Source organism: Velocimicrobium porci, assembly GCF_009696045.1.
Lineage (GTDB): Bacteria > Bacillota > Clostridia > Lachnospirales > Lachnospiraceae > Velocimicrobium > Velocimicrobium porci.
Map to the genome: position 1 here is coordinate 139,593 of NZ_VUMT01000006.1, position 16,165 is coordinate 155,757.

General features: G+C 34.8%; 14 protein-coding genes. 12 read left to right on the forward strand and 2 right to left on the reverse strand.

Annotated features, from left to right (window positions below):
* Positions 1–57 precede the first annotated feature (57 nt).
* On the reverse strand, positions 58–1,281 hold the full coding sequence (locus FYJ58_RS05850) for a GNAT family N-acetyltransferase (RefSeq protein WP_154518651.1): 1,224 nt from the start codon (positions 1,279–1,281) through the stop codon (positions 58–60).
* A gap of 161 nt (positions 1,282–1,442) precedes the next feature.
* Between FYJ58_RS05850 and FYJ58_RS05855 the strand changes: the two genes are divergently transcribed.
* From FYJ58_RS05855 to FYJ58_RS05910, 12 genes are all read left to right on the forward strand, one after another.
* Positions 1,443–3,272 carry a sensor histidine kinase gene (locus FYJ58_RS05855; protein ID WP_154518654.1) on the forward strand — a complete coding sequence of 610 codons (1,830 nt, stop codon included), beginning with the start codon at positions 1,443–1,445 and terminating at the stop codon, positions 3,270–3,272.
* A 191-nt stretch (positions 3,273–3,463) separates the two neighbouring features.
* Positions 3,464–4,798 (forward strand): ABC transporter substrate-binding protein, encoded by a 1,335-nt coding sequence (locus FYJ58_RS05860; protein WP_154518657.1) that lies wholly within the window; start codon positions 3,464–3,466, stop codon positions 4,796–4,798.
* 107 nt (positions 4,799–4,905) lie between these two features.
* Positions 4,906–5,787, forward strand: a complete 882-nt coding sequence (locus tag FYJ58_RS05865) for a carbohydrate ABC transporter permease (RefSeq protein WP_154518660.1) — start codon at positions 4,906–4,908, stop codon at positions 5,785–5,787.
* Between the two features lie 15 nt (positions 5,788–5,802).
* Positions 5,803–6,660, forward strand: a complete 858-nt coding sequence (locus tag FYJ58_RS05870) for a carbohydrate ABC transporter permease (protein WP_154518663.1) — start codon at positions 5,803–5,805, stop codon at positions 6,658–6,660.
* A gap of 81 nt (positions 6,661–6,741) precedes the next feature.
* Positions 6,742–7,527 carry a response regulator transcription factor gene (locus FYJ58_RS05875; protein WP_154518666.1) on the forward strand — a complete coding sequence of 262 codons (786 nt, stop codon included), beginning with the start codon at positions 6,742–6,744 and terminating at the stop codon, positions 7,525–7,527.
* Between the two features lie 17 nt (positions 7,528–7,544).
* Positions 7,545–8,306 (forward strand): helix-turn-helix transcriptional regulator, encoded by a 762-nt coding sequence (locus tag FYJ58_RS05880; protein ID WP_328597807.1) that lies wholly within the window; start codon positions 7,545–7,547, stop codon positions 8,304–8,306.
* A 166-nt stretch (positions 8,307–8,472) separates the two neighbouring features.
* Positions 8,473–9,117, forward strand: a complete 645-nt coding sequence (locus FYJ58_RS05885) for a trimeric intracellular cation channel family protein (protein ID WP_154518672.1) — start codon at positions 8,473–8,475, stop codon at positions 9,115–9,117.
* 24 nt (positions 9,118–9,141) lie between these two features.
* Positions 9,142–10,890, forward strand: a complete 1,749-nt coding sequence (locus tag FYJ58_RS05890; RefSeq protein ID WP_154518674.1) for an ABC transporter ATP-binding protein — start codon at positions 9,142–9,144, stop codon at positions 10,888–10,890.
* Complete coding sequence (locus tag FYJ58_RS05895; protein WP_154518676.1) at positions 10,887–12,644, forward strand: ABC transporter ATP-binding protein; 1,758 nt, start codon at positions 10,887–10,889, stop codon at positions 12,642–12,644. The genes FYJ58_RS05890 and FYJ58_RS05895 overlap by 4 nt, the downstream gene beginning before the upstream one ends.
* Positions 12,645–12,731: 87 nt before the next feature.
* Positions 12,732–12,923 (forward strand): ferredoxin, encoded by a 192-nt coding sequence (locus tag FYJ58_RS05900; RefSeq protein ID WP_154518678.1) that lies wholly within the window; start codon positions 12,732–12,734, stop codon positions 12,921–12,923.
* A gap of 111 nt (positions 12,924–13,034) precedes the next feature.
* A complete protein-coding gene (locus tag FYJ58_RS05905) occupies positions 13,035–14,243 on the forward strand; it encodes a D-alanyl-D-alanine carboxypeptidase family protein (protein ID WP_154518680.1) in 1,209 nt (402 codons plus the stop codon).
* A 128-nt stretch (positions 14,244–14,371) separates the two neighbouring features.
* On the forward strand, positions 14,372–15,208 hold the full coding sequence (locus tag FYJ58_RS05910; protein WP_154518682.1) for a DUF5685 family protein: 837 nt from the start codon (positions 14,372–14,374) through the stop codon (positions 15,206–15,208).
* 291 nt (positions 15,209–15,499) lie between these two features.
* On the opposite strand, the gene FYJ58_RS05915 is transcribed toward FYJ58_RS05910, so the two are convergent.
* The coding region (locus FYJ58_RS05915; RefSeq protein WP_154518684.1) for a DDE-type integrase/transposase/recombinase at positions 15,500–16,165 on the reverse strand (666 nt) is incomplete at its 5' end.

Below are 16,165 nucleotides of genomic sequence, written 5' to 3' on the forward strand. Positions count from 1 at the left end.
GTGCTATTTTTATAAGAAAATGAAAAATAGCACTTTTTTTGTGATGCCATAATTGGACTAAAAATAATTATTAATCCAACAAGGCTTTTTATAAAAAACACAAGAAAGTTTTTCAAGAGTGCAATGTAATGTCAGGTCATTACAGAATAATAACTGTTCAGGTGTGTAGTTTCCTACAATAGCAGAAGAAAATAAAGAGACAGGTAATGAAACGTCTGGTGAAACGTGTTCCGTCTTTTCAATGGAAACTGCTTTTCCAGATTCAAATATGATGTGGAAAACTCCATTATTTTCTATAATCTGTTGGTCAAAAAGTTCAATGGTAATTTCACCACTGCCTTTATAGTTTGCCTGTTTCAAAACAGATGGAACATGGATTGCACGTATCATACCATTTGAACCAATTGTCATATAACTTGAACTTTGAGCAAAGTCAGTGCAAAAGGATTGAAGATTATGAGTGGAAGGACCATAAAAATGGACTCTTTTGTAATCACTTGCGTAGGTACTGAGAAAGCTCATGATTGCCTGTAAAGTTGAAAAGCTGTTATATACAAGTTCCCGGCAATTTAAGATTGCCTGATTGTTATCAAAATCTTTTTTAAAGATGATATATCCGCAAGGAATGCCTGCGTCGTTTTTATATAGATAAGCATATGTGTTATTATAAGCTGCTTTTGCCTCTTTTAGTATTGTCCAGTCATATTTATCACGATTTACCATCATATTAAAGGAAGAAGCAAATGTTTTATAGGTTTCTTCAAACATTGGCTGTTCCGATGGAGAAGAATACAGGTGGAAAGAACCGGAATAGGAGCAACATGGAATCTTCGATAAATCCAGATTCCAACCGATGGAAGTACAAGAACGTTCATAACCATATTTGCGGTAAAAACTTTCACTAAATGGATAAAGATAAGAAAAAGCAATCTTATTCTTGTACATTTCAGGTAAAATGGTTTGGAAAATTTTCTTTACGGCTCCTTTTTTTCTGTGGTGTGGATAGGTAACTACATTTCCGATTCCGGTTCCATTCATAATGCTTCCATCAAAATAAAATTGATAAGGAATCACGTTTAAACAAGACATAAGCTCATTCTGTTCTGTGAAAGCACCATATATCATATTCCAATAAGCATCCCCTTTTTGATCAGGAGAAGCTAAAAGCTGATTTAAGTATTCTTCTTTTGGTTTATTCATCTGAAATGGATATTCAAAACAGATTGCACTCAGTTGTTTGGCTTCAATTAATTCTTCTTTCCTAATTGGTCGTATATTCATGAAAACCCTCCTTTTTTTCTATATTATAGCCATTTTGAAAAATAGAATCAATTAGAATAAGAGGGAGAACAAGTTAAGACAAAATATCACATTTTTGGTTTCTTCTTTTTTCTGATTATGTTAGACTAATAATAAGTAAATAGGAAAAGAGAGGGATATTTATGCACACCAAAAGAAAATTTAAAGTACATGAATGGAAGAAAATTTTTAATCGGAAGCAATTTTCATTGAAAAAACAGTTAATTTTGCTGATTAGTATTTGCTGGCTGCTTCCGATTATGATAATTTTTGTGAATATGTCGTCAACGTATCAAATGGACATGATTAAAAAGACCGAAGATATTCGAATGGAAGAAACAAAAGCTTATACGATGGCTCTTTCATATAATATAAATGAAGTAATCGATTTAACAAAGAACTTATTTTATGACCGGCTGATTGAAACTCCATGGCAAAAATATATGGATGGAGCAATTGATTGGGGGGAATATTACGATGAATCAAAGAAAATGATAAATATAAAGTTTGACAAGGATTGGAGAATTGATGAAGCTTTTTTTTATCTGCTTGAATCGCCGGAGCAGATTTATCCATGTACAACGGGTGAACTGGAAGTTTTTCAAGGAAATGTAAAAGAAGCGGCTCATGAAGTATCGGCTAATCCGAGTGCTAGGGTGATTGTAAAAGTGGTAGATAAAGAAATTTATATTTTTAGAAATATTTATGCAATTCATGGGTATAAAAAAATTGCTACGATGGTAATAAAATTAAATACTCAGGAGCTATTGAATAGAATGAATAGCAGCGATGAATATGATTTAGTTTTCTACATTAATAAAGGAGAAGAAAACATTACCTATGACAGAGAAACAAAAGATTGTGAGCAGAAAAAAGAAATATTAGAAGTTGTAAAATATAATTTTAAGCGTGAGGGGAATATCATTAAACAGTATCAGCTGACAGATAGGGAAAAACAATACCAGGGATTTGTCTATCAAAAAGCCTATGATGATTATAATTTGTGCAGTATATTAATCATTGACCGTACGGAATTATTTGTTGTATTTAAGACATTAGTTAACTTAGTGGAAGGTTTGTTAATTGTAGTAATTCCAATTTTGGCAATTTTTATTCTAATGTTTAAGAAAAATTTCACTTTTCCAATTGAACATATGGTAGAAGCTTTTAAAGAGATTAAAGAGGGAAATATGGGAATCCAGATTCCGAGAGATAGAGATACAATGCCGAATCAGGAATTTATTTATTTAGTGGATTCGTTTAATGAAATGTCCACCAAAATAAAATATTTATTTAATTATGCTTATAATGAAGAAATCGCAAGAAAGGATGCTCAGATTATTGCATTACAATCTCAGATTAATCCGCATTTTTTAAATAATACATTGGAGATGATGAATTGGCAGGCGAGAATGGCAGGAGATGTCAGTGTATCAAAAATGATAGAGGCATTATCCACTCTTTTAGACTATACAATGAACCGGGAAAGCAAACGTCTGATTAGCCTGGCAGAGGAAATCCGCTGTGCCGACGCTTATCTTTACATTATATCAATGCGGTTCGGACAGAGGCTTCAAGTAGAAAAAGAGATTGACCAGTCTATTTTACAGACACAGGTTCCTCAGATTATTTTACAGCCATTATTGGAAAATGCAGTTTTACATGGAATTGAGTCTGAAAACAGGGGAACGATTTGGCTTCAGGTTTATAAAAAAGAGGCTAATATTTTTATGGAAGTTCGAAATACAGGGAAAAAACTGACGAAGGAAAAGGAAGAAAAAATAGCAAGTATATTAAATGGTGAACAGGAAATTAAAAAGGGACGTGGTCAGCACACTTCGTTAGGGATTCGCAATGTAAATCAAAGAATCAAACTAATTTATGGTGATAATTACGGATTAACGATAAAATCATGCGGGGAAAATATAACGTGTTCTACAATAAAAATACCATTTGAGGGTGATATTTTATAAAAAAGTTGCTTTTTTTTGCGAATATGGCAAGAATGAACAAATAATGTCAAAACAGACTAATGCTATTTGGTTAATCTGCAAGTATAATATAGATATACCAGATGAGGAAATATAAAAAAGAACGAAACAATATGCGATTTCCAAAATGGTATAAACAAATTTTCATATTTATTTTTTAAGGAGGAAAAGACATGAGAAAAACAAAAAAAGCGATTGCACTTATGCTTGCTTTTGGTTTGACTATGAGCATGATGACAGGCTGTGGTTCAAGCGATGAGCAGACAACTAACAATGGGGGGAATACGGAAACAACGGAAACAACAGATGGCACAGAAGAAACTTCTGAAGATGAGGCTTGTACATTAAATGTAGTAACAATGATGGCCGGTGAAGACGCCAATACAGACAATTATAATAAAGTAGTTGAACAATTTCAGAAGGATCATCCAAACATTACAATTGAAGATAATTCAGCAACAGCTGATAATGATTGGAAAGTTCAGATTGAAGCAGACTTCTCAATGGACAATGAACCAGATGTTATTCAGTACTTCACAGACAAGAGTGCTGAAAACATTTTAAAGGCAGATAAATTTGTTACATTAGAAGAAATGCAGGCTGAAAATCCTGAAATTGCAAAAAATACTTCTGATGTTGCTTTAGAGCAGACAAAATCTCCAGTAGATGGAAAGAACTACGCAGTTCCTACTACAGGTTACTGGGAAGGATTATTCTGTAACAAGGATTTATTTGATAAATACAATCTTGAATTACCTACAGATTGGGATAAGTTAGAAACAGCAGTTAAAACATTTAAAGAAAATGACATCGTTCCAGTTGCATTGGCTATGAACGACGTTCCTAACTACTGGATTGAATTCTTGATGATGACAGCATCTACAACAGATGAATTCGTTCAAATTCCAGAAAAGGCTCCAAAGAGCTGGGTAGAAGGATTATCTAAAATCAAAGATTTATATGATTTAGGTGCATTCTCCAAAGACGTTGCAACTGTAGATAATGAAATGGCTCAAAATACATTTAAAGACAAAAAAGCAGCTATGATTTTAGAAGGTTCCTGGTTCTTAAATGGAGTTCCTGATACAGAAAATACTGTAGTATGTGCTTTCCCAAGATGGGATGGAGCAAAATCGGAAGAAGGAACAGCTATTTCCGGATATTCTTCAGGATTCTATATCACAAAGAAAGCTTGGGAAGATCCAGCTAAGAAGAAAGCAGCTCTTGAATTTGTATTAGCGAATACATGTGACAAACAAATTCTTACATACTGGGGTGGTAATGGTGCTTGCTCCGTACCAGTTCCAGAAGGTGGAGACTTCAATCCTCTTCAAGTATCTGGTGCTAAATACGCAGAAACAATTAAAAATCCAGTTGGACCAACTGATTCTCGTATGACTCCAGAAGCATTTAACGGATTAAAAGATAACATGGTTGCAATCGCTACTGGAAAAATGTCAGCTGAAAAAGGAATTAACAATATGTTAAAAATTAACAGCCAGAAATAATAAGAGTTGTATTAAGGTAGCATGGAAACAGAACAGGGGGGTTTTTTATTGGGCCCCTCTGTTTTTATGAAAAAATATGAAAAAATGGAAGAAAGGCGTGGAGTGATATGCTATATAAGAAGAAATGGCCTTTAATTGTATTTTTAATACCTGGCTTAATTATGATGGGAGTATTTTTATACTATCCTTTTATTTCTAACATCGGAAATAGTTTTTACAATATGAGCAGTGTTGTAAGGATGCCAGGTGTAGAGCTTAATTTTATCGGATTAGAAAACTATAAAAACTTATTTAAAGACCCTTATATTAAAATTGCATTGAAAAATTCATTTTTAATGATGATTTTAACTGTGATTTTCCAAGTAGGATTGGCTTTGGTTTTTGCAATTTTGGTAAATTCAATTCGTCGCGGACAACAGCTTTTCCGTACCCTTTACTTTTTCCCAGTTGTAATTTCTGCCTCTGCATTAGGCTTACTTTTTAAACTGTTTTATGATTACAATGGTGGTATGTTAAACCAGATTTTAGAAAAGATGGGAAAAGAGCCTGTTATGTGGCTATCTGAATCATTGGCATTTACAATGATAAGCATACCGGTATTATGGAGTTATGTTGGATTTTATTTTGTCATTATTTTAACAGGAATTTGCGATATTCCAGATGATGTATATGAGGCAGCGGCTATTGACGGATGTTCAGGTTTTAAATCCGTATTTTATATAACAGTACCTCTTTTAAGAGGCGTTCTTTGTACTTGTATTACACTGGCAGTTACAGGTGCGTTGAAGGTATTCGACTTACCTTGGATGCTGGCAGAAAAAGGTGCACCAAATGGTACAACTCATTTCTTAGGAACTTATATGTATCATACAGCATTTAGTAATAATAATTTTGATTATGGTTCTACAATTGCTTTATTTATCGTTGTAGTTGGTGTTATAGTATCAAAGGCAGTTGACTTTATTGTAAAACCAGATAAGAATTTGTAGGAGGGAATGATACATATGGCAGCAGAAGTAAAGAAGAACAAAAAGCCTATTAAAATTTCTACTATTATTATTTATATTGTTTTAATTTTATGGGCAGTTACAACAGTATTTCCATTTATATGGGTATTTATGAATTCGTTTAAGGAATCACAGGATGTTATAAGCAATTCATTTGCATGGCCAAAAGCTTTTGAACTGATGAATTATGAAAAAGCGTTCAGACGTGTAAATATTGGAATGGCGTATCGAAGCAGTCTGATTATTTCTGGAAGTGTTATGGTTGGTGTAATGATTCTTTCTTCCATGATGGCATTTGCTATGACAAGATATCAGTTTAAGGGGAAAAAAGTAGTCGATGCTTTGATTAAAGGTAGTCTTATGTTTCCTGTTTTTGCTACGATTATTCCGGTTATGGCAATGATGGTAAAAGTTGGATTTATCAATAGCGGTAATTTATTGGCAGCAATTCTTCCACAGATTGCAGGTAACTTAAGCTTTGCTGCGATTGTTATGATGGGATTTTTAAGAGGGCTTCCGCTTGAAATGGAAGAGGCAGCCTATATGGAAGGTGCAGGAGTTGCAAAGGTATTTACAAGAATTATTATTCCATTATCAAAACCATCTCTTGCAACTGTTGCAATTTTCTGTTTCTTATGGTCCTATAATGACTTATTTACACAATCCTGTTTAGTTCGTAAAAAAGCGTTACTTCCAATTTGTGCTTTATTAAAACAGATTAGTTCTATTTACGGTACGGACTATGGTCTTATGGCAGCAGCGGTAACATTAATTGTTGTTCCTGTTATGATTGTATATATCTTATTACAAAAAAATATTGTGAAAGGATTGACAGCAGGCGCTGTAAAAGGATAAACTTATAGTAAGGTAGTTTTATCGAAAATGTCATTTTGAGATAAGATTCTATCTATTATAGTGGGATATGGAGTGATAAGCATGTATAAAGTTATGATTATTGATGACGAACCAATTATTGTTGAGGGGATTTCAAGGATGGTGCCTTGGGACAAATATAATTGTAAAGTCATCGCAACTGCCCATGACGGCATAGAAGGGGCGGAACTAATTCGTGAACATAAACCTAATATTATCTTTTCTGATATTGCAATGCCGGGTTTAGATGGTCTTACTATGATTGCCGGATTAAAATCAGAATTTCCAGATATGATGATTTGTATTTTAACCGGCTATCGGGATTTTGATTATGCACAGCAGGCGATAAGGTTAGGTGTGACACGGTTTTTATTGAAGCCTTCTAATATGGACGAGATAGAAGAAGCAATTCAGGTAATGACAGAACGATTAAAGAAAAAATCGGTAGATCTAGTTGCAACGGAAGAAGGAGGCGATGAACTGACTGCGACGATAGATGAGGATAGTTCAGCGAGCAGTTTTATCGTAAAAAATGCTATGAAATTTATCGAGGAGAATTATAAGAAAAAGTTAACTTTGTCCGAAGTGGCTGAAAAAACATATGTCAGCCAGTGGCATTTAAGTAAATTACTTAATAAGCATACAGGGAAAAGCTTTTCTGAATTATTAAATTCAGTTCGGATTAGCAAAGCAAAAGAGTTACTTTCGGATTCTTCTTTGCGAATAGGTGATATAGCAGAAGCGGTGGGATTTGTTGATTTGGCTCATTTTTCAAGAGTATTTAAGAAAATTATGGGGATATCTGCAAATGAATACCGCAATCGAATTGCAAAAGATGATATACATTAGTAATGAGGAGGATATGTGTGAGAACTTTAGGTACAAATGACTGGATGGTATTAAATAATATAATATATCAGATGAATGCGACAGATGATTTAAAAGCAATGAGGGAGAATTTTCTAATACAAATGAAGCTGGTGTTAGAGTTTGACAGTGCTGATTTTTATATTATAAAAGATACAAAGAATCACACATTAACATCCCCTGTATATTGTAACCATACAATACGGATGGATACGAATGCAGAAGATAAATGGGAGGGAATAGAGAATAGCAGAGGTTTTATGTATGGGGGGAAAAGTCAGGTATATAGGGAAAGTGACATACTTTCAGAAGAAAAGAGAGTAGAAACGAAGTATTATAAAGAGTTTTTTGCTCCTTATCATTTACACTATGCAGTGACAATGATTCTGGCACGAAAAAATCAATTTTTAGGAATTGTAACATTTTATCGTACCAGAGAGCAGGAAGATTTTGCATATGAAGATTTGTTGATATTAGATATTTTAAAAGAACATCTTGCTTTAAGATTATATAAGGAACTTCAGACGGAAAGTGAATCGGATGATAAGGTAACAGTTCATCAATGTGTTACCTTATATAATCTTACAAAACGAGAAGAAACGATCCTACGACGACTTATGGATGGGGATGAAAATGATAAGATTTGTTCTGAGCTTGCGATTACAAATAATACATTAAAAAAGCATATATTAAATATTTACAAAAAGCTTGGTATTAGTAATCGGGTTCAAATGTTTAAAATGATTCGTGAAAGAGAATAAAAATAAGAGAGGAAAAGGGACTTTTATAGTCTCTTTTTTTACTTTATAGGAAACTTCGTCTCCTATAAAGCAAAAACGTATGCTTTTCTTGCGATGACTGTCCCTATATGGTACAATTTAAAACGTTCAATAGAGTAGGTGGGATAAAAGTTTGGAGGTTAGAAAGATGGAATATAGTGAAGTTATAACATTTGTTCTGGAAATTGTTGGGACAATTGCCTTTGCCTCTTCTGGTGCCATGGTCGGCATTGAAAGGAATATGGATGTATTTGGGGTAAATGTATTAGGCATTGCAACTGCAGTAGGTGGAGGAATGATAAGAGATTTAATATTAGGAATTGCTCCGCCTAATATGTTTCGAAACCCTGTCTACGCATTGGTATCAATTGTTACTTGCTGTTGTTTATTTTTTATTGTATTTATGAATGAGAAATTTTTATCAAGTCGTTTTAGGACAACTTATGATAGGATTATGATGATGTTTGATGCAATTGGACTTGGAATTTTTACTGCAGTTGGTGTGAATACCGCAATTAAGGCCGGATTTGCAAATCAGACATTTTTACTTATTTTTGTTGGAATGATTACCGGTGTAGGTGGAGGGCTTTTGCGTGATGTGATGGCAGGTGTTACACCTTATATTCTAGTAAAGCATATTTATGCTTGTGCTTCTATGGTAGGAGCTATTATTTGTGTCATCTTATACCGGGAATTTGGTGAAATTCCAGCTATGTTTCTATCTGCATTTGTTGTAATGCTGATTCGGTTTTTAGCTGCAAAATATAGATGGAACTTGCCAAGAATACGGTAAATTAAAAAGAGAGGCGGAGTTAAAATGAAATCATTGCTTGTATATTTGAAAGATTACAAAAAAGAAAGTATTTTAGGACCGTTATTTAAGCTTTTGGAAGCTTCTTTTGAACTTTTTGTTCCGTTAGTTATGGCTGCGATTATTGATAACGGAATTGGAAATCAAGATAGTTTTTATATCATTAAGATGTGTTTTATTATGATACTTCTTGGAATAATTGGTCTTATTTGCTCTATTACAGCACAATATTTTGCAGCAAAGGCTTCGATAGGTTTTGCAACGAAATTAAGACATTCTTTATTCTCTCATATACAAGGATTTTCGTTCTCGGATATGGACACTTTGGGCAACTCAACATTAATAACAAGAATGACAAGTGACATTAATCAGGTACAATCTGGAGTGAATTTAGTATTAAGACTTTTTTTACGCTCGCCATTTGTTGTATTTGGGGCTATGATAATGGCATTTACGATTAATAGAGAAGCAGCGTATATTTTCGTTTGTGCAATTCCTTTTTTATCTCTTGTTGTGTTTGGCATTATGCTGTTTAATATTCCGTTGTTTCGAAAAGTGCAAATGAATTTGGATCGTGTACTTGGAATTACAAGAGAAAATCTTACAGGTGTGCGTGTAATTCGTGCATTTAATAAAGAACAGGAAGAAAGACAGCAGTTTGAGAATTACAATAAAGCTTTAACAAAGATTCAAATGTTTGCCGGACGAATTTCTGCGTTAATGAATCCTTTTACTTATGTAATTGTAAATGCTGCAATTATTGCTCTAATTTGGAAAGGGGCAATACAGGTTAATTTAGGAATTATTACACGGGGAGAAGTAGTTGCACTTGTTAATTATATGTCACAAATTTTGGTAGAACTTGTTAAATTGGCAAATTTAATTATTACAGTGACAAAAGCACTTGCCTGTGCAAAACGGATAGAAACAATTTTTGAGGTAGAAAGCAGCGAGAAAAATATTGATTTGTTAAGTGATAGTTTAGAGAATGAGGTACATTCAGAAACAGAAAATTATATAACATTTTCCCATGTAGGATTTCGGTATAAAGGTGCATCAGAGGAAGCATTGACCGATATTTCGTTTGAAGTGAAAAGGGGGCAGACCATTGGAATTATTGGTGGTACCGGTTCAGGAAAGTCATCGCTTGTGCATTTGTTGCCAAGATTTTACGAGGTAACGAATGGAGAAATTATTTTAGATGGTCGAAAGCTTTCGGACTATTCCTTGGCAGAGCTTAGAGCAAAGATTGGAATTGTGATGCAAAAAGCAGTTTTATTTAAGGGAACAATAAGAGAAAATGTATGTTGGGGAAAGAAAGAAGCGACGGATAAAGAAATGGAAGAGGCGTTGACAATTTCTCAGGCAAAAGAATTTGTGGACGGGAAAAAAGAAGGAATGGAATTTAAATTAGAACAGGGCGGACGTAACCTTTCAGGTGGACAACGCCAGCGTCTTACAATTGCAAGAGCTCTTATAAAAAAACCGGAAATATTAATTCTTGACGATAGTGCCTCTGCTTTGGATTTTGCCACAGATGCAAAACTTCGTCATTCAATTCGGACGATGAAAGAAAGACCGACTATATTTATTGTATCTCAGCGTGCTGCATCAATTCAGTCGGCAGATCAGATTTTGGTGTTAGAGGATGGAAAATTAGTGGGAGTTGGAAATCATGATAAGTTATTAAAGGAGTGTCTTGTATACCAGGAAATTTATTATTCCCAATTTCCAAAAGAGGAGGTGACTGCATGAACCAGACCGAGAAGAAGGCTCAAAAAGAAACAATAAAAAAGGTATTGAATTATATAAAGCCATATAGTATTTATGTCTTATTTTCAATTATTCTTGCCTCTGTAACGGTAATTTTAACTCTTTATGCCCCTATTTTAATTGGAAAAGCAATTGATTTTATTGTAGGAAAAGAAAATGTGAAGTTTGATGCTATTTTTTTGATTTTAAAACAACTGGGGGTTATAATTATCTGTACAGCAGTCGCACAGTGGATTATGAATCTATGCAATAATAAGATTACCTATTCTGTTATTCGCGATATGCGGGCGGAAGCATTTAATAAAATAGAAATTTTACCATTAAGTTATATTGATTCTCATTCTTCCGGCGAGTTAGTAAGCAGAGTAATTGCTGATGTTGATCAGTTTGCCGATGGGCTATTGATGGGCTTTACACAGCTATTTACCGGCGTCATAACCATTCTTGGAACGTTATTTTTTATGTTTTCAATTAATGTATGGATTACATTAGTTGTAGTAATTATTACTCCGGTGTCTTTACTTGTAGCTGCTTTTATTGCAAAAAGAACTTATTCTATGTTTCGGTTACAGTCAGAAACGAGAGGGGAGCAGACTGCATTTATTGATGAGATGGTAGGGAATTTGAAAGTAGTAAAAGCATTTGGTCATGAAAAAGAAGCAATCGAAAAATTTGATGCAATCAATGAAAAATTAGAGAAATATTCCCTTCGGGCTACTTTTTTTTCTTCTATTACAAACCCGGCGACTAGATTTGTAAATAGTCTGGTATATACAGCAGTAGGAATTAGCGGAGCGTTTGCCGGTATTTATGGGATTATTACGATTGGAAATCTGTCCTGCTTTTTAAGTTATGCAAATCAATATACAAAGCCATTTAATGAAATATCAGGTGTGATAACAGAATTACAGAATGCACTGGCTTGTGCGGCAAGAATTTTTGAATTGATTGAAGAAGAACCGGAAGTGCCGGATTATCTGGAGGCACCGGAAAATATAGTACTTCAAGGTAATGTATTGTTGGAGGATGTAAGTTTTTCTTATAGTAAAGAAAAAAAATTAATTGAGCATTTTGATCTTAATGTGAAGGCTGGACAACGAATTGCAATTGTTGGCCCGACTGGATGTGGAAAAACAACATTAATCAATTTATTGATGCGATTTTATGATATCGATTCGGGTGAAATAAAATTGGATGGAAACAATATGAATCGTTTAAAACGAAAAGACGTCAGGTCTTCAATTGGTATGGTGTTGCAGGATACGTGGTTAAAGATTGGAACGGTTAGGGAGAATATCATTATGGGTAAGCCGGATGCAACAGATGAGGAGATAAAAAAAGCAGCAAAGGCAACAGGAGCTCATAATTTTATAAAGCGGCTTCCAAATGCTTATAATACGATAATTGGTGAGGATGGCGGTAATTTATCACAAGGTCAGAAACAGCTTTTATGTATCACCCGGGTATTACTTTTAAGTCCTCCAATGCTAATTTTAGATGAGGCAACCTCTTCGATTGACACTAGAACGGAATTAATGATTCAGGAAGCATTCCATAAGTTGATGGAAGGAAGAACAAGTTTTATTGTTGCCCATAGGCTTTCTACAATTCGGGAGGCAGATGTTATCTTAGTTATGAAAGATGGGATGATTATTGAACAGGGAACTCATTTTGAGTTGCTTAAGAAAAATGGATTTTATAAAAATTTGTATGATAGTCAATTTGCCAATGTCTGATTAGAATTAAAAAGGAAAATGAATAGGGAGATTCCTTTGGGATATAATAACGATATTATAATATTTTAAGTGTCAGGAGGTAGTGACTTGAAAGCATATGTAAATCAGGAAGATTGTATCAGTTGTGGGTTATGTGTCAGTGTCTGTCCGGATGTATTTCAGTTTAATGACGACGATAAATCAGAGGCAATAAAGGAAGAAATACCGGAAGATGTTGTGGAAAGTGCAATTGAGGCTAGAGATGGCTGTCCTGTCAGTGTAATTGATATTGAAGAATAAAGAGAGAAAAGATGAAGCTGAGTGGTTCGGCTTCATCTTTTCTGTATCTAGGAATAGTTCATTCTTAGAATGAATAGAATAAAATGATGTTAGATTGAGGAAAAGAATGGAATGAAAAAAATAATTTCGATTATTCTTATTTTTCTTCTTTTATTCCCGGCTTGCTTTGTACAAGCGGAAGAAAAAGAAAAGATTGAAGAACCAAGTGGTTTATATGCTTTGTGTTCTTGTCTTATGGATGCCGATTCCGGACGTGTTTTATTTGAAAAAAATGGAGAAGAACAAAGGGCAATGGCAAGTACTACGAAGATTATGACTTTGATTGTTACATTAGAAAATTGTGATTTAAACGAAGTTGTAACAATATCACAAAATGCGGCAAGACAGCCGGATGTGCAATTAAATGTAAACATAGGGGAAAAATATTATTTAAAAGATTTATGTTATTCGCTTATGTTAGAATCGCATAATGATTCGGCTGTAGCAATTGCAGAGCATGTAGGGAAAAGCGTAGAAAATTTTGCAAATATGATGAACGAGAAGGCGAAGGAACTTGATTTAGTACACACACATTTTATTACCCCAAATGGGTTAGATGCAGAAAATGCGGACGGAATTCATGGGACAACAGCGGTTGAATTAGCAAAAATTATGAGGTACTGTATTAAGGAATCGCCTAAGAAAGATTTATTTTTAAAAATTACAGGAACTTCTTCCCATTCTTTTTCTGATTTGGATGGCAAACGTACATTTTCATGTAGAAATCATAATGCGTTTTTAAATATGATGGAGGGTGCCTTAAGTGGAAAAACAGGATTTACTTCGAAAGCAGGTTATTGTTATGTCGGTGCATTAGAGCGGGATGGAAAAATGTTCGTCGTTGCATTGCTCGGTTGTGGATGGCCCAATAATAAAAGTTATAAGTGGAGTGATACGAAAAAGCTTATGAGTTATGGCATTGATAATTATGAATATCGTACTGTTTGGAAAGAACCAAAGCTATCTCCTGTTTTTGTAAAAAACGGAATTCCAAAAAGTGGGGAAAAGAGCGATTTGGCGTATGCGAATCTTTATGTGAAATGTACAAAACAGGATAAGGAGAGAGAATGGCTTCTTAGAAATGATGAGAATGTTCATGTATCATTTGAATGTAAAAATAAACTGGAAGCACCGGTGAAGGAAGAAACAAAAGTTGGAAGGATTCTATACTCATTGGAAGGAACGGTCTTGAAGGAATATCCGATTGTTACGGATTGTGCAGTTGAAAAATTAGATTATTGGTGGTGTTGTCAGAAGATTTTAAAACAGTTTTTCTTATAAAAATTAAGGGTTTCGAAAGAACTATGAAAAAAGAATGAACTATAGGTTAGAATTGTTGACAGATAGTTTTATTGCGACTATGATTATAACTCAGAAGAAAGAATTAGACGAATGAGTTAGGAGATAGCATGTTTGGATATGTAACAATCAATCAAAAACAATTATCCGAAGAGGATTATAGGATTTATCATGCTTTTTATTGTGGTCTTTGTCAGACTTTGAAAAAACGTTATGGAAGAATCGGGCAGATTATGTTGAATAATGATATGACTTTTCTTGTAATTCTTTTATCTGCATTATATGAAGAGAAAGAGGAACCGTCAGAATATCGTTGTCTTTTACATCCGAATCGGAAGGAACCGCTGATTCAAAATAAGTTTACGGAATATGCGGCTGATATGACAGTGTTATTAACTTATCACAAATGTATTGATGACTGGAAGGACGAACGTTCTGTTTCAAAAAAGGGATTGTCTATGGTAATACAAAAACAATATAATCAGATAGCGGACCATTATACAAGACAAGCCAGAGCAATCGAAGAGTATATGAAACAGATTCGAAATGCAGAAAGGGATTATTGCAGTGACATTGATTATATGTCCGGACTAACGGGACTTTTTTTAGCTGAATTATTTGTCTATCAAGAGGATGAATGGAAAGAAACAATGATGCAGATCGGCTATTATCTTGGAAAGTTTATTTATTTGATGGATGCGTATGAAGACCAGAAAATAGACAGAAAAAAGAAAAATTATAATATATTTTTGTTAAAGCAGGAAGAAAATTCTAAGTTTGAAGAAAATGATATGATACATCAAATTTTAACACTGATGATGGCAGAATGTTCAAAGGCATTTGAACGGCTTCCTATTATTCAATATGCCGACATTTTACGAAATATTTTATATTCGGGAGTTTGGTTTAAATATGAATGGATAAGAAAGAAAGGTAGTGTCAAGTAAGTTATGAAAAAACAGAGCCAACAAAATAGGCTCAATAGAACCTTGAAAATTGTAGATATTTATTCCTATAAGCTCTCCGAGGGCTTAGGGCGCTGCCCTAAAAACCCGCAAGGGACTTGTCCCTTGACCTATTAACGGGCTTTGCCCGAACCCATCCTCGCCGGAGGGCAGGAAAAGGGCGCAGTTGCCCCTTTTCTGCTGAAACAGGATAATCCGTGAGCTTTATGTCAATAGACTTTCGCGGCATATCCTGACAGCCGGCAAAGCCGTCTGTTCCGGTATTCCACGGTTCTATTGACAACAGCTCCGCTCCGGTGCAGCAGTAACAGTTTTCTGCATATTCAGAATGGTCTGCTGGCCAAGGAAGATGAGGAGCTGCCACTTACCTGGCATATTGTCAGCACCTTGCAGCATCTCCACTTCGTTGAGGACTTTGTATTTATTGTGTTTGTGCGGACGAAGGAAGTTATAGTAAGCAACCCAGAGAGCAAGGTCATAGTTGGCACCGTCGATGTTGTCAAAACCGTTTGTGTGACGGTAAGAAGCCTTATAGGTACGGTTCAGGCGTTCTATCATCTGCTTGAATGGTCGGTATTCTGTGGAGACAGCATCGTCGTTGGTAAGTCCAATGACCTGGGTGATTTTAAAGGTAAAGTCTTCTTTGAATTTGCGTGCGAATTCCATTGCTGCAAGGGGGTATGCACTGTAACCGTCAGCGATGAACTTGAAGTTCTCCGGCAGCTTTGTGAGTCCTTGAAATGCCATACGCATGGCGAGGATACAGGGGCCGACACCGCGGTTGTCAGAAACCTGGTAGCCGATGATGGATCGGGTGGCGGCATTCATGATGAGCCAGATGTAGGTCTTGATACCACGGATTTTTATGTATGTTTCGTCAGCTGTGAACACATCCCCTTTTTCGTAGGGATACTGATCAACAAAAGGTTTGATGCAGAT

Bases quoted from the DNA above. Each gene is read 5' to 3' on its own strand.
- FYJ58_RS05905 (WP_154518680.1), top strand. From the start codon at position 13,035: ATGAAAAAAATAATTTCGATTATTCTTATTTTTCTTCTTTTATTCCCG.
- FYJ58_RS05860 (WP_154518657.1), top strand. From the start codon at position 3,464: ATGAGAAAAACAAAAAAAGCGATTGCACTTATGCTTGCTTTTGGTTTG.
- FYJ58_RS05850 (WP_154518651.1), bottom strand. From the start codon at position 1,281: ATGAATATACGACCAATTAGGAAAGAAGAATTAATTGAAGCCAAACAA.
- FYJ58_RS05870 (WP_154518663.1), top strand. From the start codon at position 5,803: ATGGCAGCAGAAGTAAAGAAGAACAAAAAGCCTATTAAAATTTCTACT.
- FYJ58_RS05875 (WP_154518666.1), top strand. From the start codon at position 6,742: ATGTATAAAGTTATGATTATTGATGACGAACCAATTATTGTTGAGGGG.
- FYJ58_RS05885 (WP_154518672.1), top strand. From the start codon at position 8,473: ATGGAATATAGTGAAGTTATAACATTTGTTCTGGAAATTGTTGGGACA.
- FYJ58_RS05865 (WP_154518660.1), top strand. From the start codon at position 4,906: ATGCTATATAAGAAGAAATGGCCTTTAATTGTATTTTTAATACCTGGC.
- FYJ58_RS05890 (WP_154518674.1), top strand. From the start codon at position 9,142: ATGAAATCATTGCTTGTATATTTGAAAGATTACAAAAAAGAAAGTATT.
- FYJ58_RS05855 (WP_154518654.1), top strand. From the start codon at position 1,443: ATGCACACCAAAAGAAAATTTAAAGTACATGAATGGAAGAAAATTTTT.
- FYJ58_RS05910 (WP_154518682.1), top strand. From the start codon at position 14,372: ATGTTTGGATATGTAACAATCAATCAAAAACAATTATCCGAAGAGGAT.
- FYJ58_RS05895 (WP_154518676.1), top strand. From the start codon at position 10,887: ATGAACCAGACCGAGAAGAAGGCTCAAAAAGAAACAATAAAAAAGGTA.